The sequence below is a fragment of the Stutzerimonas decontaminans genome (genome assembly GCF_000661915.1).
Lineage (GTDB): Bacteria > Pseudomonadota > Gammaproteobacteria > Pseudomonadales > Pseudomonadaceae > Stutzerimonas > Stutzerimonas decontaminans.
Genome location: NZ_CP007509.1, coordinates 1,237,355 through 1,263,203, shown reverse-complemented (window position 1 = coordinate 1,263,203; position 25,849 = coordinate 1,237,355). Strand labels below are relative to the sequence as shown.

Below are 25,849 nucleotides of genomic sequence, written 5' to 3'. Positions count from 1 at the left end.
TTTCAGAAAACACGAAGGCCGCTGCAAGGCAGCGGCCGAATATTCATGGCTCCGCCAGGCGGAGCCGTAGGCACAACCTGCGGTCAGTCGGCCTGACGAATCGTCAGCGCCACCAGCTTGCCGTCGTTGCCGAATGCGTACAGCCAGTCACCTTCGACTACTGGCCGTGCACGTACGCCGGAGCTGTCGATACGCTCGCGGGCGACGAAACGACCATCGACCTGGCTCAGCAGATGCAGATAGCCTTCGATGTCGCCCACCACAACATAGCTGGAAAACACGGCGGGAGCCGAAAGCTGGCGACGGGCCAAGGAATCGTTACGCCACAAGGCAGTGGTGGAGCGCTCATCGATGCCTTCGACGGTGCCGTCGGCAAGGCTCAGATAAACACTGCCATAACCCAGCGCGGCGCCCGAATAACTGGAGGCATCGCGCTGCCAGAGGATACGACCACTCTCCAGTTCCAGCGCTGCGGCACGGCCCTGATAGCTTGCGACGTAAAGCGTGCCGCCGGACAGCAGCAGACCACCGTCGATATCAACGACCCGATCGAGCTCCGAACGACCTTGCGGAATGGCTACGCGCTGCTCCCAAACCGGAAGTCCGCGGCGGGTATCCAGCGCAACGACCTTGCCACTCGAAAGACCGGCGATGGCCAGCTGATTGGTCAGCAGTGGCGCGCCAGTGCCGCGCAACGTCAGCACGGCAGGCGAACTTTCATAGCTCCAGCGCTGCGCGCCGGTGTCCATTTCCAGGGCGATCAGGCGATCATCCTGGGTCTGGACCAGCACGATGTCACCGTTGACGGCCGGAGCGGCCAGCACTTCACTGCTGACCTGACTGCGCCAGCGCTCCTCGCCCGTACTGACGTCCAGTGCCAGCACTTCCCCGCGCAGGGTGCCGACCAGTACGAGACCGTATCCGGCACCGACTGCGCCGGATACCGGCTTGTCGAGCTTCTTCTTCCAGTTGACCTTGCCGGTCAGGCGGTCCATGGAAACCACCAGCCCTTCGACATCGGCGGCATAGATCTGATCGCCGTATACCACTGGCGTCAGCAGATTATAGGTCTTGCCCTGGCCTTCGCCGATTGAGCGGCTCCATTCCTTTTTCAAGGAAATTTCAGCCTTGAACTTGACCAGTTCTGCCGGCTCCGGCTGTTTGGTGTCCTTGCTGCTGCAACCTGCGGCCAGTACGGCCAAGGTCAGCAACGCTGCAGTCTTCCAGCGCATTGTTTACGCCTCCCCTCGGGCCAGATCATCCAGCTTCATTTGCAGGCCACCAATGGCGGCATCCTGGGACAGCGATTCCTTGGCCTTGGTGTAAGCGGCATGAGCGTCGTCGTTGCGGCCAAGCTGCACCAGCAGATCGCCCTTGAGTTCTTCGCGGCTGGCGGCGAATGGCTGATCGACCTTGCCATCCAGCAGCTTGAGCGCCTCCTCAGCCTTGTCCTGTGCCGCCAGCACGCGCGCCAGTCGCTGACGCGCCAACTCGTCCAGCGTCTTATCAGCCGGTTTGTCGACAACGGCGCGCAGCTCGCTCGCCGCCTCGTCCAACCGGCCCGACTCCACGGCCACCTTGGCTACGAACAGACTGCCGTACTGCGCATAATGCGTGCCGGCGAAATCTTTCTTCAGTAGATTGCCCAGTCGCGAAACTTCCGCTGCATCCGCTTCGCCGTCTTCCAGCGCCGCGCCGAGCAGCTGCTGATAAACCACCGAGGCATTCTGCGCCTGGTTGACCTGATGGTTCTGCCAGAACTGCCAGCCGAACACCAACACCAGGGCAAGCACAGCACCCAACAGAAGGGGCTTGCCGTTGCGCTGCCACCAGTCTTTGATCTGCGCCAGTGTTTCTTCTTCGGTACCCGAGGTCACGCTGTCACTCCTTTCATTCGCTTAGTCTCAGACCTGCTCGAGGCAGGCAGCCAGACGCTCGGGCAGAGCATCCCAGGCAATGCTTTGTTGCTCGCTGTCGTCGCGCAGCGGCTTGCAACCTACCACGCGCCCTGCCAGTTCGTCCTCACCCAGGATCAGCGCAAAGCGCGCGCCGCTCTTGTCAGCCTTTTTGAATTGGCTTTTGAAGCTGCCGCCACCGGCGTTCACCAGCAGGCGCAGGCACGGCAGCGCATCACGCAGGCGCTCGGCCAGAGCTAGCGCAGCCAGCTCGGCAGGCTCACCGAACGCGCAGATATAGGCATGCGGTACCGGGCTCAAGGCATCCGGCACCAGACCAAGGGTTTCCAGCAGCAGCACCAGGCGTTCTACGCCCATGGCGAAGCCGACACCCGGAGTAGGCTTGCCGCCAAACTGGCTGATCAAGCCATCGTAACGGCCGCCGGCGCAGACCGTGCCCTGCGCGCCCAGTTTGTCGGTAACCCACTCGAACACCGTGCGCCCGTAGTAATCCAGGCCACGCACCAGCTTGGGATTGATTTCGTAGGCGATGCCGACAGCATCGAGACGTGCCTTCAGGCCTTCGAAATGCACGCGCGACTCTTCGTCGAGGTAATCATGCAGCGTCGGCGCATCGGCCAGCAGCGCCTGGGTCTGGGCATTCTTGCTGTCAAGAATACGCAGTGGATTGGTCGTCAGACGCCGCTGGCTGTCCTCGTCGAGCTGATCAAAACGCTGCTGCAGGTAGGCCACCAGCGCATCGCGGTAGCGCGCACGGGCTTCGCTGGAACCCAGGCTGTTGAGCTGCAGCGTCACGGCGCTGGCGAGACCTAGCTGCTTCCACAGACGCGCGGTCAGCACGATCAGTTCGGCGTCGACGTCCGGCCCGGGCTGATTGAAGACTTCCACCCCGATCTGGTGGAACTGCCGATAGCGGCCCTTCTGCGGTTTCTCGTAACGGAACATCGGCCCGGTGTACCAGAGCTTCTGCACCTGGCCGCCGCCGGTCATACCATGCTCGAGCACGGCCCGCACACAGCCGGCAGTGCCTTCAGGACGCAGGGTCAGCGACTCTTCGTTGCGATCGAGGAAGGTATACATCTCTTTGTCGACCACGTCGGTGCCTTCACCGATGCCGCGAGCGAACAGATCGGTGAACTCCAGGATGGGCAGGCGAATCTCGCTGTAGCCGTAGCTGTCGAGCAGTTGCGCGAAGGTGCTTTCCAGATAACGCCAGATCGGGGTCTGCGCAGGCAGGATGTCGTTCATGCCACGAATGGCTTGCAGGGACTTGCTCAATGGGATTCCTTAAAGATCAGCTGCGCGCGATGACCGCCGCGTCGGCCGCAAGCTTCTCGGCGGCCTTGCGTCGGATGAGCTGCTCCAGCTCATCGACGAGATTTTCGTTGTTCAGTTTCTGCGCCGGCTTGCCGTCGATGTAGACAAGATTGTTCGGGCTGCCGCCGGTAAGGCCAACGTGCGCCTCCTTGGCCTCCCCCGGGCCGTTCACCACGCAGCCGATCACGGCGACGTCTATCGGCACCAGCAGGTCTTCAACCCGGGTTTCCAGCTCGTTCATGGTCTTGACCACATCGAAGTTCTGCCGCGAGCAGCTCGGGCAGGCGATGAAGTTGATGCCACGCGAACGCAGACGCAGAGACTTGAGGATATCGAAGCCGACCTTGATCTCCTCGACAGGATCTGCCGCCAGCGACACGCGAATGGTGTCACCGATGCCTTCGGCCAGCAGCATGCCCAGCCCGACGGCAGACTTCACCGTGCCGGAACGCAGGCCACCCGCCTCGGTAATGCCCAGGTGCAGCGGCTGCTCGATCTGCCCGGCCAGCAATCGATAGGCCTCGACCGCCATGAACACGTCGGACGCCTTGACGCTGACCTTGAAGTCCTGGAAGTCCAGGCGATCGAGGTGATCGACGTGGCGCAGGGCGGACTCCACCAGCGCCTGCGGCGTCGGCTCGCCGTACTTCTTCTGCAGGTCCTTTTCCAGCGAACCGGCATTCACCCCGATGCGGATCGGGATGCCCTTGTCACGAGCAGCATCGACCACGGCGCGCACGCGATCCTCGCGGCCGATGTTGCCTGGATTGATCCGCAGGCAATCCACGCCGAGCTCTGCTACTCGCAGCGCAATCTGATAATCGAAGTGGATATCGGCTACCAGGGGCAACTGCACCAGTCGCTTGATGCGGCCAAAGGCCTCGGCTGCCTCCATCGAAGGCACCGAAACCCTGACGATATCGGCCCCGGCATTGGCCAGACGCTGGATCTGCGCAACCGTTGCCTCGACGTCGCAGGTTTCGGTATTGGTCATGCTCTGTACGGAAATCGGCGCATCGCCGCCGACCGGAACGCTGCCCACCCAGATTTTTCGGGATTGGCGGCGCTTGATAGGAGATTCGGAATGCATGGTCAACTTACTGTCCGAGCTTGAGGCGAGCTGTCTCGCCGCGCATGTGAGGAGCGAGGTTCACGGCTTCGCCGTTGTAGCTAAGCTGTGCGCCGCGAGCGTAGCCCAGGTGCACATCCAGCGGCGCCTTGCCGCTGACCGTAGTGCTGGTACCTGCCTTGGCCAACGCGCTGAAGAGCATACGTCCTTCGGCATCGCTCACCCGAGTCCAGCAATCGGCGGTAAAGCGCAACTCCAACTGAGCCTCACCGGGGACTGGAGCAACGGTGCTGGGAGAAGGTGTCGCAACTGGGGCCGCAGCCTCGGCGGGCGCGGCAGGGCTTTCGGGCGCAACTTCAGTCAACGCCAGCGGCAATGACTGCGACGCATCCCCAGCTGACGCGCTGGCACTGCTCGACTCAGCGGGAGCTGGCGATGCCTCGCCGGATTCCGGATTTAGGCCTTCGCTAGGATCGGCAATCGGCGTCGATTGTTCGGCTTGTTGCTCGGCAGCCTCGTCGGCACGGTCGAGCAGATGAATCTCGGTGGTGCCGTCAGCACCTTGCACCTCAATCCGCTCCAGCGCCGAGACCGGAGGCGGTGTGGCCTCACGCGCCGCTCGCTCCTGCCACCAGTACCAGGCCACAGCGGCCAGAACCAAAAGCAAGGCAAAACCGAAGAAGCGCATGAAGGTTCGCGACAGACGGCCAGGCTCTTCGATACGCCCGAGGCTGTTGACATTGCTGCCAGAGGCATTAGTGCCGGTGTGCTGGTCGAACTCCTGGACCAGGCGGGTCTGGTCCAGACCCAGCAACTTGGCATAAGCGCGTACATAACCACGGGCAAAGGTATGCCCCGGCAGCTGACTGAAGTCGCCAGCCTCGATACGGGCCAGCGAGCGCTCGGTGAGGTTCAACTGCTGCGCAACTGCAGCCAGCGTCCAGCCCTTGTCTTCACGGGCTTTACGCAGCGTTTCGCCGGGATTGTTGCCCATCGGTGCAGCGGATTCTTGGTGCGGCGCGGTCATCGTTGCTCCGAAAGATATTGCTTGTACTCATCCGTACCGGGATACAACCGCCTCAGCTGCAGCCCCAGGCTGGCAGCCGTATCGCGGTCCTGATGGATGTTGGCCAGGCGAATACCTAGCAGCAGACTACGTGCATTCTGCTCGGATACCTGGCTGAAGCTATCGTAGTAACGCTTTGCGGGAACGTACTGCTTGTCGTCGAAGGCCATGAGCGCGAGCTCGAGCAATGCGCGAGGCTGACGGCTGTCGAGGCGCAGCGAACGGGTGAAATGAAGCTCGGCCTCCTCACGCTGCCCCAACTGCAAAGCAGTCATGCCGAGATTCTGAAATACCCGCGCCCGCTCTGGATACATGTTGTCCTCAGCTGCCTGACGAAAACGCTCCATGGCCTCTGGGTAACGTTTTTGCTCGAACAGAAAACTGCCGTAGTTGTTCAAAATGCGAGCGTCCTTGCGGCTGGACAGCGCCTCGCGGTAATGCTTATCCGCCAGGTCGTTCTCCATCTCGGTCTGGAACACAAGGGCAAGCGCGGCGTGCGCGTCCGCACTGCGCGGATCAATCTCCAGCGCCTTGCGCAAAGGTGTCTTGGCGCGCGCGGCGGCGCCCTGCTGCAGGTAACCGATGCCCAACTGAATATAGGCGTCACGCGCCTGCTGACGTCCCTCGTCAGTTCTCAGCGGATCGACGGTTCCCGAAGACACACAACCGGCCAAAAGGCCGGTCAGTAGAAGCAGCAGCGCAGCGCGCAGAATCATCAGCATCCCCCTCAGGATCGGTTCGAAGCAACGTGCGCCGCACCGGGCTCGCTCTGTAGCTCACGCACAGCGATGTATCTCTCGCTTCGACGCGTCCGGTCCAGAACCTGGCCGACGAGCTGACCGCAAGCCGCGTCGATGTCTTCGCCGCGGGTGGTACGCACCGTCACATTGTGCCCACCTTTATGCAGGATGTCCTGAAAACGGCGGATGGCATTGTTGCTCGGCCGCTCATATCCGGAATGAGGGAATGGATTGAACGGAATCAAATTAATCTTGCAGGGAATGTCCGCCAGCAGAGCAATCATTTGCTCGGCATGTTCAGGCTGGTCATTGATGCCCTTGAGCAGCGTGTATTCGACGGTCAGCACGCGTTTCTCGCCAAGCTGCGAGATGTAACGCTTGCAGGCCGCTAGCAACATATCCAGCGGATACTTCTTGTTGATCGGTACCAGCTGATCGCGCAGCGCATCGTTTGGCGCATGCAGCGACAATGCCAGGGACACGTCGATGACCTTGGCCAGCTCATCGATCATCGGCACGACGCCGGAGGTCGACAGCGTTACCTTGCGCTTGGAGATGCCGTAACCGAGGTCGTCCATCATGATCTGCATGGCAGCGACGACGTTGTCGAAATTCAACAGTGGCTCGCCCATCCCCATCATCACCACGTTGGTAATCGCACGATCGATTTTCGCTGGGATGGAGCCGAATGATTTGTTGGCAATCCAGACTTGGCCGATTACCTCGGCGGCTGTCAGGTTACTGTTGAAGCCTTGCTTACCAGTGGAACAGAAGCTGCAATCCAGCGCACAACCGGCCTGCGAGGAGACGCACAGCGTTCCACGTCCGCCCTGCGGGATATACACGGTTTCCACACAGCTGCCCGATGCGACACGAACGACCCATTTACGGGTGCCGTCGCTGGAGATGTCTTCGCTGACGATCTCCGGGCCGCGAATCTCGGCGCAGGCCTTGAGCTTTTCGCGCAAGGCCTTGCCGAGATTGCTCATGGCGTCGAAATCATCGACGCCAAAATGATGAATCCACTTCATGACCTGACCGGCGCGAAAACGCTTCTCCCCGATCGAGTCGAAGAAGCTCTCCAGTTGCGACTGGGTAAGCCCGAGCAGATTCACTTTACCGGTGGTGGCAATCATTGAATTCACCTTCGCTCAATCAGCGAATGCGTGCGCACACTTCGGTGGCAGCGAAGAAGTAAGCGATTTCACGAGCAGCGGAAGCTTCCGAATCGGAACCGTGCACAGCGTTCTCGTCAATGGAAACAGCGAAATCGGCGCGAATGGTGCCGGCAGCAGCTTCTTTCGGGTTGGTAGCACCCATCAGCTCACGGTTCTTGGCAATGGCGTCTTCGCCTTCCAGAACCTGAACGATGACCGGACCGGAAGTCATGAAAGCAACCAGGTCCTTGAAGAAGCCACGCTCGCTGTGCTCGGCGTAGAAGCCGGCAGCTTCGCGCTCGGACAGCTGAACCATCTTGGAAGCGACGACGCGCAGGCCGGCCTTCTCGAAACGGGTGGTGATTTCGCCAATGACGTTCTTGGCGACAGCGTCAGGCTTGATGATGGAGAAGGTGCGTTGCAGGGCCATGTAGGACTCCAAAACTGATGGGTTAAAGCGAACGAGTAAACCCGCGGATTATACGCGGGTTCATGTCAAAACATAAGGGTAGAGGGTGGAACCCTGGAAGACGCAATTGACCGCCGAACGGCTCCGACATGCCCAACTGGAAGAGAACCGACAGCTTATAACCGCCCTATTCGGCCTCTTCGATCCAGGCCGCCTGAATAGCTTCGAGAACCTTCTCTCCACCGCGATTGGGTTCGTCGGCAAAATCCGATAGCTCCAGCACCCACCGGTGCAAGTCAACGAAATTCACGTAGCGCGGATCGACATCGGGCCTGCGCTCGGCTAGCTCGATGGCAATTTCCTGCACATCACCCCATTTAAGCTGCATGACTGCCCTCAATGCCCTTCGGAAACCTGGTTGATGGTGTACTTCGGTATCTCCACGACGAGGTCGGCGTCAGCCACCACCGCCTGGCAGGACAACCGCGAATTGGGCTCCAGCCCCCAGGCCTTGTCTAGCATGTCGTCTTCCAATTCATCGGAGGCTCCCAACGACTGAAAGCCTTCGCGCACTACTACGTGGCAGGTTGTACAGGCACAGGATTTTTCGCACGCGTGCTCGATATCGATGCCATTGCGCAGCGCGGCATCCAGCACCGTCTCACCGGTTTGCGCCTCAATAACGGCGCCTTCAGGGCAATGGTCGGCATTGGGCAGGAAAATGATCTGCGGCATCTGGGTCAATCCTCGATATCGTTTAGCCGCCGCCCGGCCAGCGCGGCCTTGACGGTGGAATCCAGCCGGCGCGCAGCGAAGGCGTCGGTGATCTGGCTCAGGCGTTTGGTCTGGCGCTCGATGACTACAACATCCTGACTGTCCAGCAGCCCGCGCAATTCGGCGACCTGGGAGTCGATCGCCACGCGCTCTTCAGCGGACAGCAAGCGCTCACCATCGGCGACCAGCGCAGCCTCGACCGCCTCAAGCAGACGCTGAGCATCAACCAGCTGCTCACGCAGGGCACGGGCGTCACGGTCCTCGTCTGCCTTACGGAAGGAGTCCTCTAGCATCCTGGCGATTTCGCCATCGGTGAGGCCGTAAGAAGGCTTGACCTGAATACTCGCTTCGACGCCGGATGCCAACTCACGCGCGGACACACTGAGCAAGCCATCAGCATCGACCTGGAAAGTGACGCGAATCTTTGCCGCCCCGGCGACCATCGGCGGAATGCCACGCAACTCGAATCGAGCCAGCGAACGGCAGTCGGAGATCAGCTCGCGCTCGCCCTGCAGCACATGAATCATCATGGCCGACTGGCCGTCTTTGTACGTGGTGAAGTCCTGCGCACGCGCCACCGGAATCGTGGTATTGCGCGGAATGATCTTCTCCATCAGACCGCCCATGGTCTCCAGCCCGAGAGACAGCGGGATCACATCGAGCAGAAGCAGCTCTTCACCATCGCGATTGTTGCCCGCCAACGTCTCGGCTTGAATCGCCGCACCAATGGCTACAACCTCGTCAGGGTCGATGTCCGTCAGCGGATCGCGACCGAACAGCTGCCCTACTGCCGAGCGTACTCTCGGCACTCGGGTCGAACCGCCGACCATGACCACGGCAGTGATCTCTTCCAGCTCCACACCCGAGTCACGCACAGCGCGCCGACACGACTTGAGACTGCGCGCAATCATCGGCTCGATCAGCGCATCGAAGGTCTCGCGATGCAGCACACCCGACCAGCCGGCGTACGCGATATTCACGCTATCGACATCGCTGAGACGCTCCTTGGCGTCACAGGCAATCTTCAGCAATTCACGCTGCGCGCCCGGCTCAAGATCGCCGGAAACACCAGCACGCTCGAGAATCCAGTCCGCTATGGCATGATCGAAGTCATCACCACCGAGCGCCGTGTCGCCGCCAGTCGCCAACACCTCAAAGACGCCCTTGGTCAGACGCAGAATAGAGATATCGAAAGTGCCGCCACCAAGATCATAAATGGCGACAACCCCTTCTGCCTGTCGGTCCAGACCGTAAGCAACAGCAGCCGCGGTGGGCTCGTTGAGCAGACGCAGCACATTGAGGCCGGCGAGCCGCGCAGCGTCCTTGGTCGCCTGACGCTGGGCATCGTCGAAATAGGCCGGAACGGTAATCACCGCCCCAACCAGCTCACCGCCCAAGGTCGCCTCGGCACGCTGGCGGAGTATGCGAAGGATTTCCGCCGAGACCTCCACGGGACTTTTGGCACCCTGCACCGTCTCGATGAAGGGCATCTGCGATTCAGCCTGACGGAAGCGATAAGGCAGCTGCTCACCCAACTGCTTCACGTCGGCTAGACCGCGCCCCATCAGCCGCTTGACGGAGCTGATGGTATTGAACGGGTCAACCGCGGCAGCAAGCTTGGCTTGCGCACCAACCTCGACGCGGTCAGCGTGATAGCGCACTACCGACGGCAGGATCACCTGCCCATCGGCATCGGCCAGCGGCGCCGTGACACCGCTGCGCAATGCAGCTACGAGTGAATTCGTTGTCCCCAGGTCTATCCCGACAGCCAGGCGCCGCTGATGAGGCTGTGGGGTTTGTCCGGGCTCAGCAATCTGAAGTAAGGCCATGTCTGTCTGATATCGGGCGCAGCGCTGAGCGCTGCGCGGGGTTAATCGTCGAGGCGCTCTTCGAGTTGGCGCACTTCCTGAGTCAGCTTGTCGAGAAACTGCATGCGTCGAACCAGGCGCTCGGCATCGGCGCGCCGCTCAGGAACCCGCCAGATCTGGGCAAAATCATCGTTGAGACCTTGCTGCGCCTGCTTCAAGCGCGATTTGAACGCCGCAACCCCGTCGAGATCGGCCTGCTCCTGAAGCTCTTCGAGCTCCTCACGCCAGTGCATCTGCTGCATGAGAAAGGCCGGATCCTGAACAGTCGCTTCCAGCGGAACCTCATGTCCCTCGATGGCCAGCAGATACCTTGCCCGACGGCTCGGACTCTTGAGCGTCTGGTAGGCCTCATTGAGGTTGGCGGAACGTTCCAACGCTTGGCGTTGCTCGCTTTCGCCAGCGTCGGCGAAGCGGTCCGGGTGAACCTGACGAGCAAGCTCTCGATACCGATCCGCGAGATGCGCAAGATCCAGCTCGAACTCGGGCTTCAACTCGAACAGTGCAAAATGACAGGGAGTACCCACGGCGTCCTCAGATATTGAAGCTCTCGCCGCAGCCACATTCGCCACGCACGTTCGGATTGTTGAACTTGAAGCCCTCGTTGAGCCCTTCGCGAACGAAATCGAGCTCGGTGCCGTCGAGGTATACGAGGCTTTTGGGATCAATGATCACCTTGACCCCGTGACTCTCGAACACCGAATCCTCGGCTGCCGCTTCGTCGACGAACTCGAGAACGTACGCCAAGCCGGAGCAGCCGGTCGTACGCACCCCAAGCCTCACACCTACACCCTTGCCACGCCCGTCCAGCGAGCGCCGAACATGCTGGGCTGCTGCGGGCGTCATGGTGATAGCCATTGCAACCTCCCTTAGAGCAGACCTTTCTTCTCGCGGTAATCACGCACCGCCGCCTTGATCGCGTCTTCGGCGAGCACGGAGCAGTGAATCTTCACCGGCGGCAGAGCCAGCTCCTCGGCCAGCTGAGTATTCTTGATGGTCTCCGCTTCTTCCAGAGTCTTGCCCTTCATCCACTCAGTGGCGAGGGAGCTGGAGGCGATCGCCGAGCCACAACCGTAGGTCTTGAACTTGGCATCTTCGATGACGCCCTCTTCATTGACCTTGATCTGCAGGCGCATCACGTCGCCGCAGGCCGGTGCGCCAACCATGCCGGTACCGATGCTCGGGTCTTCAGCGTCGAACTTGCCGACGTTGCGCGGGTTTTCGTAGTGGTCGATGACCTTATCGCTGTATGCCATGGTGCAATCCTCTTAGATCAGGCTGTGCGGCGCTTGACGCCGGTCAGTGGGCTTGCCACTCGACCTTGGAAATGTCGACGCCGTCTTTGAACATGTCCCACAGGGGCGAAAGCTCGCGCAGCTTGGTGACGGCCTCACACACCTTCTGCGCTGCGTAGTCGATTTCTTCTTCGGTCGTGAATCGGCCAAAGGTGAAACGGATGGAGCTGTGCGCCAGCTCATCGTTGCGACCCAAGGCACGCAGCACGTAGGAGGGTTCCAGGGAAGCGGAGGTGCAGGCGGAACCGGACGATACAGCCAGGTCCTTGAGCGCCATGATCAGCGATTCGCCCTCAACATAATTGAAGCTGAGATTCAGGTTGTGCGGCACGCGAGCCGTCATACTACCGTTCACGTACAGCTCTTCGAGATGCTCGACCTGCTTGTAGAAGCGATCACGCAACGAGCGGATACGCTCGTTTTCCTGAACCATCTCTTCCTTCGCGATACGGAAGGCTTCACCCATGCCAACCAGCTGATGTGTCGCCAGGGTGCCGGAGCGCATGCCGCGCTCATGACCGCCGCCGTGCATCTGCGCTTCCAGACGGACGCGTGGCTTACGGCGGACATACAGCGCACCAACGCCTTTCGGACCATAGGTCTTGTGCGCAGAGAAGGACATAAGGTCGACCTTCATCTTCTCGAGATCAATCTCGACCTTACCTGTGGATTGGGCTGCATCGACATGGAACAGAATGCCGCGGGAGCGCGTCAACTCACCAATAGCAGTAATGTCATTGATAGTGCCAATCTCGTTGTTCACGTGCATGACCGACACCAGAATGGTGTCGTCACGCAGCGCAGCCTCGACCATGGCAGGAGTGACGATGCCGTCCTCACCGGGTTCGATATAGGTTACTTCGAAGCCTTCGCGCTCGAGTTGGCGAGTGGTATCCAGCACCGCCTTGTGTTCGATCTTCGTGGTGACGATGTGCTTGCCCTTGGATGCGTAGAAATGCGCAACACCCTTGATCGCCAGGTTGTCGGATTCGGTTGCACCGGAGGTCCAGACGATTTCGCGCGGGTCAGCATTTACCAGCTCGGCGACCTGGCGACGAGCATTCTCTACAGCTTCCTCGGCCTTCCAGCCAAACGCGTGAGAGCGCGACGCCGGATTGCCAAAGTTGCCTTCGTTGGTGAGGCACTCGATCATCTTGGCGGCAACACGCGGATCCACAGGAGTGGTCGCGGAGTAGTCCAGGTAAATCGGCAATTTCATTCAGATATCTCCTATCAGGCAGTCGCCCTGCTCATTCGATGGCGGACGTTTCTATCTTGTCCATCTGCGGCGAAGTGCCACTAGCCTTGCGCATGTCCTGCCGCAGGGCGACCTGCTGCACGTCCTGGCGCTTGACCAGATCGGCCAGGCTGATGCCGCTGAGGAATTCATGAATCTGCTGGCTGAGGTCACACCATAGATGGTGGGTAAGACAGGTATCGCCAGAGTGGCAGCCGCCCAGACCTTGGCAGCGCGTGGCATCGACCGACTCATTGACAGCGTCGATGACCTGGGCGACCTGAATACCGGCCATGTCGCGAGAAAGTTGATAGCCGCCGCCGGGGCCTCGCACGCTGGTCACCAGGCTGCCGCGGCGCAGCTTCGCGAAAAGCTGCTCGAGATAGGAAAGGGAAATACCCTGCCGCTCGGAAATATCGGCCAGGGAGACCGGCCCATGCTGCGCATGCAGCGCCAGATCAAGCATGGCGGTCACGGCATAACGGCCTTTGGTGGTTAATCGCATCGGTCTGCACCAAGCATTACGGTTTGGCGCAATTATGCAATTCCCGAGTATTTGAGTCAACTATAAGACCTATTAATTCAGTAGGTCTTTAGTCTGGAAGCCACATCTGGCTAGAGGCAGCGGGCCGGCATGATACCAGCTGCAACCGGCCTGCGCACTTCAGGTGCGGCCGTCGCCGGCATCCGACTTCACCTCAACGAAGTCTTCCTCTCGCAGCTCAGGGAGTTCCTTGGCGCAATAGTCGCTACCAAGCGCCTTGAGGGCTCCGCACATGCCTTCCAGACGCTCTTCAACTGCCTGCACGTGATCGAGCAGCTGACCAATCGCCCGCGCTACCGGATCCGGCATATCCTCGCTGACGCCATAGGCGTCGAAGCCAATCTTCTCAGCAATGGCCTTGCGCCGCGCCTCCTGCTCATCACTGGATTTGACGATTACCCGCCCCGGAATCCCCACCGCAGTTGCACCCGGCGGGACTTCTCGAGTAACCACCGCATTGGAGCCGATCTTCGCTCCCGCACCGACAGTGAACGGGCCGAGAATCTTGGCGCCCGCCCCGACGATCACGCCATCCTCGAGCGTAGGATGACGCTTACCCTTGTTCCAGCTGGTGCCGCCGAGCGTGACACCATGGTAGAGCGTCACGTCATCGCCAATCTCGGCAGTTTCGCCAATGACGATACCCATGCCGTGGTCGATGAAGAAACGCCGCCCGATCCTGGCCCCTGGGTGTATTTCAACCCCCGTCAGCCAGCGTCCGAGATTCGATGACATGCGCGCGAGCCATTTCCACTCGTGCACCCACAGCCAATGGGAAAGCCGATGCATCCAAATGGCATGCAGCCCCGGGTAGCAGGTCAGGATTTCGAATGCATTGCGTGCCGCCGGGTCGCGATGAAAAACACTCTGAATGTCTTCGCGCATGCGTTCGAACATCATTCACTTCTCCGCTTATGAGGCTCGCCGCGGGCAGCCTTTTGTGTCTCGGTGAGGATACCGCGCAGGATATTCATTTCCAGCTTGCTGATACCGCTGCGCCCATATAGACGCCGTAACCGCGGCATCAGATGCCTCGGCTTGGCCGGATCCAGGAAACCAATATCCACCAAGGTCTGCTCGAGATGCCCGAAGTAATTCTCCAACTCATCGACCGTTACCGGCTGAGCGTCCAGCATTGCCGTGGTTTCAAGCTTCTCGACTTTCGTCGGACGGCCTTCGGCCGCCAGCCATGCCATGCGCACCTCATAGGTGAGCACCTGTACCGCGGCGGCAAGATTCAACGAACTGAACTGCGGGTCGGACGGGATATGAACGTGATACTGGCAGCGCTGCAGCTCTTCATTGGTCAGGCCGGCGTACTCGCGCCCGAAAACCAACGCCACATCGCTTCCGCAAGCCGCCTGCTCCACGGAAACCGTTGCGCACTCTCGCGGATCCAACAGCGGCCACGGAATGCGCCGATCACGCGCGCTGGTCCCCAACACCAGACTGCAACCGACCAGCGCCTCCTCCAGCGTACCGACAACCTGCGCGGCATCGAGAATATCGGTTGCGCCGGACGCCCTAGCTACAGCATCGGGACTCGGAAAATCTTCCGGCTCGACCAACACCAGACGCGACAGGCCCATGTTCTTCATGGCGCGAGCTGCGCCACCGATGTTGCCAGCGTGGCTGGTGTTGACCAGCACCACACGAATATTCTGCAGCGACACGATGATTCTCTGCTTGAAAGCGAGCGGAAAGCTTACAGGAAGCAGCTCGTGATCCGCCATCTGCGGGACCTGGCCGCAGCACCCGTGACGCTACATGCACCGGCGCTTTCCTGATAGAATTCCGCGCTTTCTTTAACGACCAGGTAATTGATCCATGCAGCCCATGCTGAATATCGCGCTGCGCGCCGCCCGCAGCGCCGGCGAACTGATTGTCCGTTCCACCGATCGCCTGGATGCAATCTCGGTCAACGAGAAAGAAGCGAAGGATTACGTTACCGAGATCGACAAGGCCGCCGAGCAGTGCATCGTCAACGCGCTGCGCAAGGCCTATCCGAATCACGGGATCCTCGGCGAGGAAGGCGGACTGCTCGAAGGCAGCGGCGACGGCGCTGATTACCTGTGGATCATCGACCCGCTGGATGGCACCACCAACTTCGTTCGCGGCATTCCTCACTATGCCGTCAGCATTGCCTGCAAATACCGCGGACGCCTGGAGCACGCGGTCGTTCTGGACCCGGTGCGCCAGGAAGAGTTCACCGCCAGCCGCGGTCGCGGCGCAGCAGTGAACGGTCGCCGCCTACGAGTCAGCACACGCAAGAGCCTAGAAGGCGCACTGCTCGGTACCGGCTTTCCGTTCAAAGACGGCCAGATGGACAACCTGGACGCCTATCTGAACATGTTTCGCAGCCTGGTCGGCCAGACCTCGGGCCTGCGTCGTGCGGGTGCCGCCAGCCTGGACCTCGCTTATGTTGCCGCCGGCCGCTTCGATGCGTTCTGGGAATTCGGCCTCTCGGAATGGGACATGGCCGCTGGCGCCCTGCTGATTCAGGAAGCAGGCGGCCTGGTCAGTGACTTCAGCGGCGGCCACGATTTCCTGGAAAAAGGGCAGATCGTTGCCGGCAACACCAAGTGCTTCAAGGCCGTACTGACTGCTATCCAACCGCACCTCACGCCGTCACTCAAACGCTGAGGAAGCAAAAAAAACGCCCCAACGGGGCGTTTTTTTCGTCTGCGCTTTACCGCTCAGATCACTGCTGCGACAGCATCAGCTGCCCATCCTGCACCGGAATCTGGCCGCCTGGATCACGATCCATACGCACGCGGCCAACCTTCCCTGCGAGGTCGTATTGGACGTCGTAACCGACGACTTTGTCGTGCGTATCGGTAACCGTACTGCAACGTGTTTCGGTGGTTGTATAGGTGCTGTTGGCCTGCATCCGGCCCTGCACCTGATTACCAGCGTAACCGCCACCAACCGCACCGGCGACAGTCGCGATCTTCTTGCCGTTGCCTCCGCCGACCTGATTGCCGAGCAGACCGCCGACCACGGCACCTACCGCAGTACCCGCGATGCGGTGCTCGTCCTGCACGGGCTTCTGGCGAGTCACAGTGACATCCTTGCAGACCTCGCGGGGCGTCCGGATGGTTTCCTTGATGGGCTCGACAGCCAGCACCTCGGCAAACTTTGGCCCGCGATCAACCAGACTATAAGTAGCGAAAGCGCCGCCAGCGGTGGCGACAACCACGCCAAGTGCCGTACCGACCAACATGGATTTGTTCACAGTGACTTCCTCTTTCCTTCGGGCTTCGCCCGTTCCGCAGCCTTGGACCTCGCCAGACTGCGGAAGTTCGAAGAAGTCAGGGACGCTCGTCGACTTCCTCTTCCACCACTGGCGGAATCAAGTCATCGCGGGTGAGCTTGAGCCACACGAGCAACATACCTGCAACGTAAACCGACGAGTAGGTCCCTGCACCGACGCCGATCAACAGCGCCAGCGAGAAACCCCACAGGTTCTCACCACCGAACACCATTAGTGAGCCAACTGCCAGCAAGGTGGACACGGAAGTCGCCACGGTGCGCAGCAGCGTTTGCGTGGTGGAGATGTTGATATTCTCCAGCAGCTCCGCCTTGCGCAGCATGCGGAAGTTCTCGCGAATCCGGTCGAAGATGACAATGGTGTCGTTCAGCGAATAGCCGATTACCGCCAGCACAGCTGCCAGCACCGTAAGATCGAACGAAATCTGGAAGAACGAGAACACCCCGAGCACCAGGATAACGTCGTGAAAAAGCGACAGCACAGCGCCTAGGCCGAACTTCCACTGGAACCGGAACGCCACGTAAACCAGGATACCGCCCAGCGCGAGCAACATGCCCAGCCCCCCCTGATCACGCAGCTCCTCGCCCACTGCCGGCCCGACGAACTCGACGCGCTTCACGCTCACCGAGTTGCCGCTGTCGGCGCTGCGCAACGCACTGGCGACGCGCTCGCCGAGTTGCGGATCGTCACCAGGCATACGCACCAGCACATCGGTGGTCGCGCCAAAGCTCTGGACCACCGCCTCGGCGAAACCGGACTGCACCAACTGCCCACGAACCTGCTCGAGCTCGACTGGGCGCTCGTAGCCCAGCTCGATCAACGTGCCTCCAGTGAAATCCAGGCCGAAGTTGAGCCCTTTGACCACCAGACTAGCCAGCGAAGCAACCGTCAGCAGCACGGTAAGGGCAAAGGCCACATGGCGAACGCCCATGAAATTGATTACGCGCTTCATCGTGCTAGCCCCTTAAATCCACAGCTTCTTGAGATCGCGGCCACCATAGATCAGGTTGACCATGCCACGCGTCACGATGATTGCAGTGAACATCGACGTCAGGATCCCGATCGACAAGGTCACCGCAAAGCCCTTGATCGGGCCGGTACCCATGGCGAACAGAATGCCGCCGACCAGCAAGGTAGTGAGGTTGCCATCGACGATCGCCGAGAAAGCCCGATCAAAACCTTCATGGATGGCACGCTGAATCGACATGCCATTGGCAATCTCCTCACGGATCCGCGAGAAGATCAGCACGTTGGCATCGACCGCCATACCCATGGTGAGCACGATGCCGGCAATACCCGGCAGGGTCAGCGTGGCATTGAGCATCGACATCAGGGCGGTCAGAACTACCATGTTGAACAGCAGCGCAATGGTCGCCAGCACACCAAAGAATTTGTAGATCAGCACCATGAAGATGGCGACGAACAGAAAGCCCCACATGGCAGCCTGGACACCTAACTTGATGTTCTCCGCGCCGAGGCTAGGGCCGATAGTACGCTCCTCGGCGAAATACATCGGCGCAGCCAGGCCGCCGGCGCGTAGCAGCAGCGCCAGCTCGGACGACTCACCCTGACCGTCGAGACCGGTGATGCGGAACTGGCTGCCGAGCGGCGACTGGATGGTCGCCAGGCTGATGATCTTCTTCTCTTCCTGAAAGGTTTCGACCCGTACTTCCTGCTCCACGCCGTCAACCATCTGCCGCACATAGCGGGTCATCGGCCGCTGCTCGATGAAGATCACCGCCATGCTGCGACCTACATTGTTACGCGTAGCGCGATTCATCAGATCGCCGCCATGCCCATCGAGACGGATATTGACCTGTGGGCGACCGTTCTCGTCGTAGCTGGCCTGGGCATCGGTCACCTGATCACCGGTGATGATCAGTGTGCGCTCCAACTGGACCGGCGGACGGCCTTCCTGGCGGAACTCGAACGCCTCGGTAGAAGCGCGTGATGCGTCGGCATCGGCCGCCAGACGGAATTCCAGATTCGCTGTCTTGCCGAGAATGCGCTTGGCTTCGGCGGTATCCTGCACGCCCGGCAGCTCCACGACGATCCGATTGGCGCCCTGGCGCTGTACCAGCGGCTCAGCCACGCCAAGCTCGTTCACTCGATTGCGCACCGTCGTCAGGTTTTGCTTGATCGAGTATTCGCGGATTTCCGCCAACTTGGCTTCGGTAAGCGTCAGGCGCAGCACGTACTGGCCGTTACGCTCAGCGGAAGTCAATTCGAAATCGGTGAAGTTCTTGCGGATAACTGACTGAGCCGTGCTCAGCGTCGCTTCATCGGCGAAGCCTAGCTGCACAGCGTCTTTCAGGTTCGGCAGACTGCGGTAGCGCACGCGCTCCTTGCGCAGCAGGCTCTTGACCTCGCCCTCGGAAACGTTCAGCCGCGTTTCAATGGCCTTCTCCATGTCGACTTCCAAAAGGAAGTGCACGCCACCGGAAAGGTCGAGACCCAGCTTCATTGGGCTGGCGCCCAGGCTGCGCAGCCAGTCGGGTGTGGTAGGCGCCAGATTGAGGGCAACGACATAGGCGTCGCCAAGCGTACGCCGAACGATATCTTTCGCCGGCAACTGATCATCCTGCCGCTCCAGGCGCACCAGGCCGCCGCGACCCTGCTCGTCCAGCGAAGCAGACTTGACAGCAATACCGCCATCCAAGAGCGCCTTACTGATCCGCTCAAGGTCCGCGGTACCGATTTCCTGTGCCGTACTGGCGCCAGTAACCTGGATAGCCGGGTCGTCCGGATAGAGATTTGGTGCCGAATAAACGAAGGCGATGGCGAGCACTGCCAGAATCAGCAGGTATTTCCAGAGAGGGAATCTATTGAGCATGACGCAGCCCGTTTAATGAACGCGGGGCGCCTTGCGCGCCCCGTCGGTGTTGAATGAAGTCAGCTCAGATGGCTTTCAGTGTGCCCTTGGGCAACGTTGCGGCGATTGCCACTTTCTGGAACTTCAGCTCAACGTTATCGGACACCTCGATTACCACAAAGTCATCGGCAACCTTGGTGACCTTGCCAGCGATACCGCCGGAAGTGACCACTTCGTCGCCCTTCTGCAGGCCGGCGATCAGGTTCTTGTGTTCCTTGGCACGCTTGGACTGGGGGCGCCAGATCATCAGGTAGAAGATGACCAGAAAACCGACCAGGAAAACCCACTCGAAACCAGTGCCGGCAGGACCAGCGGCAGCCTCCTGGGCATAGGCGGCGGGAATCAGAAAGCTCATGTAGCACTCCTGTTGCAGAAAGGATTGTTTTGTTCTGGCACGTCACGCAAGCGGCGGCGTTGGCAGACCGCGCTTGGCATAAAAGGCGTCGACAAAGGCCGCCAATGTACCCTGTTGAATGGCGTCGCGTAAACCAGCCATAACCCGCTGGTAATGCCGCAGGTTATGGATGGTATTCAACATGCTACCGAGCATTTCGCCGCATTTATCCAGATGATGTAGATAAGCGCGGGAGAAATGTTTGCAGGTGTAACAATCACAGCTCGGATCCAGCGGCGAATCGTCGTGTTTGTGCACCGCGTTACGAATTTTGATCACGCCGGTATCGGTAAACAAATGACCGTTGCGCGCATTGCGGGTCGGCATCACGCAATCGAACATGTCGACACCACGCCGCACGCCTTCGACCAGATCCTCCGGCTTGCCCACGCCCATCAGGTAACGTGGCTTGTCGGCAGGCATCTGCGGCGGCAGGAAGTCGAGGACGCGAATCATCTCTTCCTTCGGCTCGCCGACCGAGAGCCCACCAATCGCCAGGCCATCGAAGCCGATCTCGCACAGCCCCTCCAGCGATCGCATGCGCAGCGACTCGTGCATGCCACCCTGAACGATGCCGAACAGCGCCGATGGACTGTCGCCATGAGCGACTTTGGAACGCTTCGCCCAGCGCAGCGACAGCTCCATCGAACGCCGCGCGACGTCTTCGTCAGCCGGATAAGGCGTACATTCGTCAAAGATCATCACGATATCCGAACCGAGGTCGCGCTGGACCTGCATGGACTCTTCCGGCCCCATGAACACCTTGGCGCCATCGACCGGGGAAGCGAAATAGACACCCTCCTCCTTGATCTTGCGCATCGCGCCGAGGCTGAACACCTGGAAGCCACCAGAGTCGGTGAGTATCGGCCCCTGCCACTGCATGAAATCATGCAGATCACCGTGACGCTTGATCACTTCCGTTCCCGGGCGCAGCCACAGGTGGAAGGTGTTGCCGAGAATGATCTGCGCCCCGATCGCCTCAATGTCACGCGGCAGCATGCCCTTGACGGTGCCGTAGGTGCCTACCGGCATGAACGCCGGCGTCTCGACGGTACCACGGGGAAAGGTCAAACGCCCTCGACGCGCCTTACCATCGGTGGCAAGCAGCTCGAAGGACATATGGCAGGTGCGAGTCATTGGGTTTCCTCGGGGCCGCGCGGCGCGGGATTGCGGGTGATGAACATGGCATCACCGTAACTGAAGAAGCGATAGCGCTGAGCCACAGCCTCGGCGTAAGCCGCCATGGTTTCCGGATAGCCGGCAAAGGCGGAGACCAGCATCAGCAGGGTTGATTCGGGCAAATGGAAATTGGTCACCAGCGCATCGACGACATGAAAGGTCTTGCCTGGATAGATGAAGATATCGGTATCGCCACTGAACGGTTTGAGCTTGCCGTCGTTACGGGCAGCCGTTTCCAGCGAGCGAACACTGGTAGTCCCTACTGCGATCACCCGACCGCCGCGCGCGCGACAAGCCGCAACCGCATCGACCACTTCCTGCGTCACTTCCAGCCACTCGCGGTGCATGTGGTGTTCCTCGATGCGCTCCACGCGCACCGGCTGGAAGGTACCGGCACCGACATGCAGGGTGACGTAGGCGGTCTCGACCTCGGCAGCTCGTAACCCCTCCAACATGGGCTCATCGAAATGCAGCCCGGCGGTGGGAGCCGCCACGGCGCCGGCGCGCTGTGCATAGACGGTCTGATAGCGCTCGCGATCGGCGGCATCGTCTGGCCTGTCTATATAAGGAGGCAATGGCATGTGGCCGATGCGCTCGAGCAGCGGCAACACATCCTCCTCGAAGACAAGTTCGAACAGGGCATCATGCCGGGCGACCATTTCGGCAGTACCACCGCCGTCGAGCAGGATCTTCGAGCCAGGCTTGGGCGACTTGCTTGAACGGATATGCGCCAGAACGCTGCGACCGCCCAGCACCCGTTCGACGAGAATCTCCAACTTGCCGCCAGTAGCTTTCTGGCCAAAAAGTCGCGCCGGAATCACCCGGGTGTTGTTGAACACCATCAAGTCGCCAGGACGCACGTAATCCAGCAGGTCAGCGAAGTTGCGGTGCGAAAGATTCCCGGTTTCGCCATCAAGCACAAGCAGACGACTTGCGCGCCGCTCTGCCAAGGGATGCGTTGCGATCAGGGCGTCGGGCAGCTGGAAGTAGAAATCAGCGACTTGCATGGACAGGTTTCAGGACGCGGAAAGAGCGCAAATCTTATCCGAAAGGTGTCTATCTGGCCACGCCAAACGATTGACCACCGCACTTTGCATCCCTATACTGCGCGCCCACTGTGCCTCGATGGCGGAATCGGTAGACGCAGCGGATTCAAAATCCGCCGTTGGTAACAACGTGAGAGTTCGAGTCTCTCTCGAGGCACCATCAGTGAATCGCTACACGCAGCCACACCGCAAACTCCGCGAGCGGTAACCGAAAGCCGGCGTAGCGAAGCTTCAAAAGCATCAAGCCGTACGCGACCATCTGAACAGCATGGCCCTGCAGTACAGCAAGCAACATGGCGATACTGCTTCCCCCACACAGACTGACACCCGCATCGATTCGGTCAGCTTGTGGCATGACTCTCCCACGCCAGTGGATACAGCGAGTCGAGTTCACTTCAAAAGTGCCGAAAAGGCGCTGCCTGGACAGGCAAATTCTATGGCTCCGAGGGGTTGGCTTTCCCTGGCGAGTTATCGTAGAGTGTGCCCACTGTGTTTGCATGGGTCGCTGTTGAATCGTGACCTGGTGCAGTAGATCTTCAGATCCGCTACTCCGCTCGACTCTCTTACTCCTTGCAACCAGTTCCAGCTTCCCGCTTTGCGGGGGCAATTCTACTTTTGAGTTTCAAGGATACAAAGACATGTCGAATCGTCAGAACGGTACCGTCAAGTGGTTTAACGACGAAAAAGGTTTTGGTTTCATCACTCCTGAGAGCGGTCCGGATCTGTTTGTGCACTTCCGCGCAATCGAAGGTAATGGCTTCAAGAGCCTGAAAGAAGGCCAGAAAGTCAGCTTCGTCGCAGTGCAAGGTCAAAAGGGCATGCAGGCTGACCAGGTTCAAATCCAGGAATAAGCCACGCTCCGAAAGCCCCTGATGGCAACATCAGGGGCTTTTTTATGCGCGCAATTCCGTAGAATGCGCCACCGCCACTTTATCGAGACACGTAATGCGCAGACATCTGCTCAGCCCGCAGGGCCAGTTTCCCGCCGCCGGCCTGGCGCGCCGACTGGCAGCAATGTTCTATGACAGCCTGCTATGTATCGCGCTGATGATGGTCGTCACACTGCTCTATCAGCAGGTATTACTGCGTCTGCTCTACGGCAGCGAACAGTTGCAGATGCTTGCCGACGCCGGCCGCCTGGATATCGACCCGCTGCTCTCCACCCTTCTGCTGTTCAGCCTGTTCGGCTTCTTTGCCAAGTTCTGGACCCACAACGGCCAGACGCTGGGCATGCAGGTATGGGGTATTCGAATCCAGAACGCGGACGGGCGAGCCATCGACCTATGGCAGGCGCTGTTGCGCTTTTTGATCGCACTGGTTTCGCTGCTGTGCCTGGGAATGGGCTACTGGTGGATGCTGATCGACAAGCAAAAGCGCACCTGGCCCGACATCTATTCCGATAGTCAGGCCGTCCAGTTACCGAAGAACATCCACAAGAAGTAAGCGCAACTTACCCTTCCTCGACAGCAAGCCTTCGGCGCCACTGCTCCGAAGGCATCCTCTGCTACCCCGCCCTACGCAGCAGCCACGCCCCGATCAGCGCACAGATGCTTGCCGGAAGTACCACTGCAAGCAATGGCGAAAAGCCGAACACCTGGCTTGCAGGACCGAGCAGGTCCTGGATGATGCGGAACACGAAGCCGACGACCACACCGGTAAAGATGCGCTGGCCGAGCGTGACCGAACGTAGAGGCCCGAAGATGAACGAGATTGCCAGCAGGACCAGCGCCACCGTGACAACCGGCTGCAGGACCTTTGTCCAGAATGCCAGCCAGTAACGACCATTATTCAACCCCTGATCGCCGAGGTAGTGGATATAGCGCCACAGGCCGGTGATCGACAGCGCTTCCGGCTCCATCACCACGGTACCAAGCAGCTGAGGGGTCAACTGGACATCCCAGCGCTCTTCGGGCGTGCGCAGCACCTCGGTGTGGTCACCACGGAAATGCGTCGTCGAAATGTTCTCGAGCTTCCAGTGATCCCCCTGATAGCTGGCACGACGAGCGAAACTTGAAGACTGCAGCCGGCGTTCGTCGTCGAAACGATAGCGCGTCACGCCTACCAGAACCCCACCGGGCTGCACCGCATTGACGTGCACAAACTCGTTTTCCTGCCGATGCCACAATCCGCGCTTGCTGCTTTGCGCTTCACCTGCGCCTTGCGCCAGGGAGCGCCGAGCCTGCGCGACATCCTCGGTCGCGGGCGCGACGTACTCACCGATCAGGATGCCGGCGACAAGCAGCACCAGCATCGGCTTCATCACGGCCGTCACGATACGCCCCAGCGAGACGCCCGCCGCACGCATGATGGTCAGTTCGCTGCTGCTGGCCAGAGTACCCAGACCGATAAGGCAACCGATCAGGGCCGCCATCGGCAGCATTTCATACAGCCGACGCGGCGAGGTAAGCAGCACGTACTGCAAAGCATCACCCAGACCATAGCCGCCTTGGACATCACCCAGCTCATCGATGAAAGCGAACAGCAGCGCCAACCCGACGATGATGCCGAGCACGGTCAGAATGGCGAGGAAGACATGGATACCGATATAGCGATCGAGCTTAACCATGGGCCACCTCCCGCCGCACATGGCGCTTCTTCATTCGCAGCCTGATTGGTTCCCAGAACAGCATCAGCAGGCCGATGGCCAGGAACACCCCGTGCACCCACCAAAGCCCCAGCGCTATCGGGATACGGCCCTTGTCCAGCGCACCCCGCACGGCGATCAACAAGGCTAGATAGGTCATATAGAGCAGGATGGCGGGCAGCAGCTTGAGGAAGCGTCCCTGCCGCGGGTTGACCTTCGCCAGCGGCACAGCCAGCACCGTGACAACGAACACCAGCAGCGGCAGAGATAGCCGCCACTGCAGCTCAGTCTGATGGCGCACATTGTCGCTACCCAGCAGCTCCCGAGTCGGCATAGCCTCGCGCTCGCTCAGCTCCATGCTCACCTCAGGCTTGGGAAGCAGCACGCCGTAGGTATCGTATTGAATCGCGCGATAGTCGGCCTGCCCCGGATTGCCGTCGTAGCGATAACCGTTTTCCAGGATCAGGTAGCGACTGCCGTCAGGCTGGATCTCCTGCCGGCCGCTTTCGGCAACCAACACCGACAGCCCGCTTTCCTTGCCGGTCTGACGCGATACGTTGGTTTCCGAAATGAACACCCCACCCAGCTCACTGCGGTCAGCCGAAAGCTCGCGGGTGTAGGTTACCCGCGAGCCCCCACGCAGCGTCTGGAAGCGCCCTGGGACCAGCGTGTCGAACTCGGTCAGCGAATCCTGCTGATTGAAGATGCGATCCACCTCGGCAATACCTTGCGGCGCCAGACCCAGACTCAGCCAACCCACCAGCGCCGCAACCAGTGCGGCCGGCGCCATGCTGTAGGCCAGCAAACGGCGCTGGCTCATGCCGGTCGCCGACAGTACGGTCATTTCGCTTTCCAGATAGAGGCGGCCGTAGGCCAGCAGAATGCCGAGGAACAGCCCAAGAGGAAGGATCAGCTGAAGGAAGCCGGGCAGACGAAAGCCCATGATCAGCAACAGCACGCCGGGATCGAGCACCCCCTGCGCAGCCTGCGCCAGATACTTGATGAAGCGGCCGCTCATGATGATTACCAGCAGCACGGCACTGACCGCGCTCATGGTGACCAGCAGTTCTCGGGACAGGTAACGAAAGACGATCAAACCAGACACTCCAGGGTT

General features: G+C 60.2%; 29 protein-coding genes and 1 tRNA gene. 4 read left to right on the top strand and 26 right to left on the bottom strand.

Features of this window, described 5'->3' with window-relative positions; translation table 11 throughout:
* Positions 1–83 precede the first annotated feature (83 nt).
* The 18 genes from bamB to trmJ all read right to left on the bottom strand — a co-directional run bounded on the left by bamB (position 84) and on the right by trmJ (position 15,122).
* Entirely contained in the window at positions 84–1,232 is a 1,149-nt protein-coding gene (gene bamB / locus UIB01_RS05820) for an outer membrane protein assembly factor BamB (protein ID WP_038657741.1), read from the bottom strand.
* 3 nt (positions 1,233–1,235) lie between these two features.
* A complete protein-coding gene (locus UIB01_RS05815; protein ID WP_038657739.1) occupies positions 1,236–1,877 on the bottom strand; it encodes a tetratricopeptide repeat protein in 642 nt (213 codons plus the stop codon).
* 27 nt (positions 1,878–1,904) lie between these two features.
* The gene (hisS, locus tag UIB01_RS05810) at positions 1,905–3,194 is read right to left on the bottom strand and encodes a histidine--tRNA ligase (protein WP_038657737.1); all 1,290 of its coding nucleotides are present in this window, start codon (positions 3,192–3,194) and stop codon (positions 1,905–1,907) included.
* Between the two features lie 16 nt (positions 3,195–3,210).
* A complete protein-coding gene (ispG, locus tag UIB01_RS05805) occupies positions 3,211–4,323 on the bottom strand; it encodes a flavodoxin-dependent (E)-4-hydroxy-3-methylbut-2-enyl-diphosphate synthase (RefSeq protein ID WP_038665442.1) in 1,113 nt (370 codons plus the stop codon).
* 7 nt (positions 4,324–4,330) lie between these two features.
* Positions 4,331–5,329, bottom strand: a complete 999-nt coding sequence (locus UIB01_RS05800) for a RodZ domain-containing protein (protein WP_038657735.1) — start codon at positions 5,327–5,329, stop codon at positions 4,331–4,333.
* Complete coding sequence (gene pilW, locus UIB01_RS05795; protein WP_038665441.1) at positions 5,326–6,084, bottom strand: type IV pilus biogenesis/stability protein PilW; 759 nt, start codon at positions 6,082–6,084, stop codon at positions 5,326–5,328. The genes UIB01_RS05800 and pilW overlap by 4 nt, the downstream gene beginning before the upstream one ends.
* 11 nt (positions 6,085–6,095) lie before the next feature.
* A complete protein-coding gene (gene rlmN, locus UIB01_RS05790; protein WP_038657733.1) occupies positions 6,096–7,244 on the bottom strand; it encodes a dual-specificity RNA methyltransferase RlmN in 1,149 nt (382 codons plus the stop codon).
* Between the two features lie 19 nt (positions 7,245–7,263).
* Positions 7,264–7,695 carry a nucleoside-diphosphate kinase gene (gene ndk, locus UIB01_RS05785; protein ID WP_003284654.1) on the bottom strand — a complete coding sequence of 144 codons (432 nt, stop codon included), beginning with the start codon at positions 7,693–7,695 and terminating at the stop codon, positions 7,264–7,266.
* A 166-nt stretch (positions 7,696–7,861) separates the two neighbouring features.
* Positions 7,862–8,062 (bottom strand): Fe-S cluster assembly protein IscX, encoded by a 201-nt coding sequence (gene iscX, locus UIB01_RS05780; RefSeq protein WP_038657731.1) that lies wholly within the window; start codon positions 8,060–8,062, stop codon positions 7,862–7,864.
* A gap of 8 nt (positions 8,063–8,070) precedes the next feature.
* Positions 8,071–8,409: an ISC system 2Fe-2S type ferredoxin gene (fdx, locus tag UIB01_RS05775; protein ID WP_038657729.1), complete on the bottom strand. Its 339-nt coding sequence runs from the start codon at positions 8,407–8,409 to the stop codon at positions 8,071–8,073.
* 5 nt (positions 8,410–8,414) lie between these two features.
* The gene (gene hscA, locus UIB01_RS05770) at positions 8,415–10,277 is read right to left on the bottom strand and encodes a Fe-S protein assembly chaperone HscA (RefSeq protein WP_038657727.1); all 1,863 of its coding nucleotides are present in this window, start codon (positions 10,275–10,277) and stop codon (positions 8,415–8,417) included.
* Between the two features lie 41 nt (positions 10,278–10,318).
* Complete coding sequence (gene hscB, locus UIB01_RS05765) at positions 10,319–10,840, bottom strand: co-chaperone HscB (RefSeq protein ID WP_038657725.1); 522 nt, start codon at positions 10,838–10,840, stop codon at positions 10,319–10,321.
* 7 nt (positions 10,841–10,847) lie between these two features.
* Positions 10,848–11,171 (bottom strand): iron-sulfur cluster assembly protein IscA, encoded by a 324-nt coding sequence (gene iscA / locus UIB01_RS05760; RefSeq protein ID WP_038657723.1) that lies wholly within the window; start codon positions 11,169–11,171, stop codon positions 10,848–10,850.
* 11 nt (positions 11,172–11,182) lie between these two features.
* Positions 11,183–11,569 (bottom strand): Fe-S cluster assembly scaffold IscU, encoded by a 387-nt coding sequence (gene iscU, locus UIB01_RS05755; RefSeq protein ID WP_038657721.1) that lies wholly within the window; start codon positions 11,567–11,569, stop codon positions 11,183–11,185.
* Positions 11,570–11,612: 43 nt separating this feature from the next.
* The gene (locus UIB01_RS05750) at positions 11,613–12,827 is read right to left on the bottom strand and encodes an IscS subfamily cysteine desulfurase (RefSeq protein WP_038657719.1); all 1,215 of its coding nucleotides are present in this window, start codon (positions 12,825–12,827) and stop codon (positions 11,613–11,615) included.
* A 31-nt stretch (positions 12,828–12,858) separates the two neighbouring features.
* Entirely contained in the window at positions 12,859–13,350 is a 492-nt protein-coding gene (gene iscR / locus UIB01_RS05745) for a Fe-S cluster assembly transcriptional regulator IscR (protein WP_038657717.1), read from the bottom strand.
* A gap of 159 nt (positions 13,351–13,509) precedes the next feature.
* Positions 13,510–14,286, bottom strand: a complete 777-nt coding sequence (gene cysE / locus UIB01_RS05740) for a serine O-acetyltransferase (protein ID WP_038665438.1) — start codon at positions 14,284–14,286, stop codon at positions 13,510–13,512.
* Complete coding sequence (gene trmJ, locus UIB01_RS05735; protein ID WP_230585291.1) at positions 14,286–15,122, bottom strand: tRNA (cytosine(32)/uridine(32)-2'-O)-methyltransferase TrmJ; 837 nt, start codon at positions 15,120–15,122, stop codon at positions 14,286–14,288. The genes cysE and trmJ overlap by 1 nt, the downstream gene beginning before the upstream one ends.
* A gap of 94 nt (positions 15,123–15,216) precedes the next feature.
* Between trmJ and suhB the strand changes: the two genes are divergently transcribed.
* A complete protein-coding gene (gene suhB, locus UIB01_RS05730) occupies positions 15,217–16,032 on the top strand; it encodes a type III secretion system regulator SuhB (RefSeq protein WP_038657715.1) in 816 nt (271 codons plus the stop codon).
* A 58-nt stretch (positions 16,033–16,090) separates the two neighbouring features.
* On the opposite strand, the gene UIB01_RS05725 is transcribed toward suhB, so the two are convergent.
* From UIB01_RS05725 to queA, 6 genes are all read right to left on the bottom strand, one after another.
* Entirely contained in the window at positions 16,091–16,624 is a 534-nt protein-coding gene (locus tag UIB01_RS05725) for a glycine zipper 2TM domain-containing protein (RefSeq protein ID WP_038657713.1), read from the bottom strand.
* Between the two features lie 76 nt (positions 16,625–16,700).
* The gene (gene secF, locus UIB01_RS05720) at positions 16,701–17,612 is read right to left on the bottom strand and encodes a protein translocase subunit SecF (RefSeq protein ID WP_038657711.1); all 912 of its coding nucleotides are present in this window, start codon (positions 17,610–17,612) and stop codon (positions 16,701–16,703) included.
* Positions 17,613–17,624: 12 nt separating this feature from the next.
* Positions 17,625–19,493, bottom strand: coding sequence for a protein translocase subunit SecD (gene secD / locus UIB01_RS05715; protein WP_038657709.1), 1,869 nt, complete (start codon positions 19,491–19,493; stop codon positions 17,625–17,627).
* A 64-nt stretch (positions 19,494–19,557) separates the two neighbouring features.
* On the bottom strand, positions 19,558–19,887 hold the full coding sequence (gene yajC / locus UIB01_RS05710) for a preprotein translocase subunit YajC (protein ID WP_003296020.1): 330 nt from the start codon (positions 19,885–19,887) through the stop codon (positions 19,558–19,560).
* Between the two features lie 42 nt (positions 19,888–19,929).
* A complete protein-coding gene (gene tgt / locus UIB01_RS05705; RefSeq protein WP_102856959.1) occupies positions 19,930–21,045 on the bottom strand; it encodes a tRNA guanosine(34) transglycosylase Tgt in 1,116 nt (371 codons plus the stop codon).
* Between the two features lie 14 nt (positions 21,046–21,059).
* Positions 21,060–22,112 carry a tRNA preQ1(34) S-adenosylmethionine ribosyltransferase-isomerase QueA gene (gene queA, locus UIB01_RS05700; RefSeq protein ID WP_038657705.1) on the bottom strand — a complete coding sequence of 351 codons (1,053 nt, stop codon included), beginning with the start codon at positions 22,110–22,112 and terminating at the stop codon, positions 21,060–21,062.
* 112 nt (positions 22,113–22,224) lie between these two features.
* Here queA and UIB01_RS05695 point away from each other — a divergent pair.
* From UIB01_RS05695 to UIB01_RS05685, 3 genes are all read left to right on the top strand, one after another.
* Positions 22,225–22,311: transfer RNA gene (locus tag UIB01_RS05695), tRNA-Leu, on the top strand.
* 478 nt (positions 22,312–22,789) lie between these two features.
* Positions 22,790–23,002, top strand: coding sequence for a cold-shock protein (locus tag UIB01_RS05690; RefSeq protein WP_003284681.1), 213 nt, complete (start codon positions 22,790–22,792; stop codon positions 23,000–23,002).
* Between the two features lie 94 nt (positions 23,003–23,096).
* Positions 23,097–23,594, top strand: coding sequence for an RDD family protein (locus UIB01_RS05685; protein WP_038657703.1), 498 nt, complete (start codon positions 23,097–23,099; stop codon positions 23,592–23,594).
* Positions 23,595–23,655: 61 nt separating this feature from the next.
* On the opposite strand, the gene lptG is transcribed toward UIB01_RS05685, so the two are convergent.
* A complete protein-coding gene (lptG, locus tag UIB01_RS05680; RefSeq protein WP_038657701.1) occupies positions 23,656–24,717 on the bottom strand; it encodes an LPS export ABC transporter permease LptG in 1,062 nt (353 codons plus the stop codon).
* Positions 24,710–25,831, bottom strand: coding sequence for an LPS export ABC transporter permease LptF (lptF, locus tag UIB01_RS05675; RefSeq protein WP_038657699.1), 1,122 nt, complete (start codon positions 25,829–25,831; stop codon positions 24,710–24,712). Before lptF ends, lptG begins: the two co-directional genes overlap by 8 nt.
* Positions 25,832–25,849: the final 18 nt, after the last annotated feature.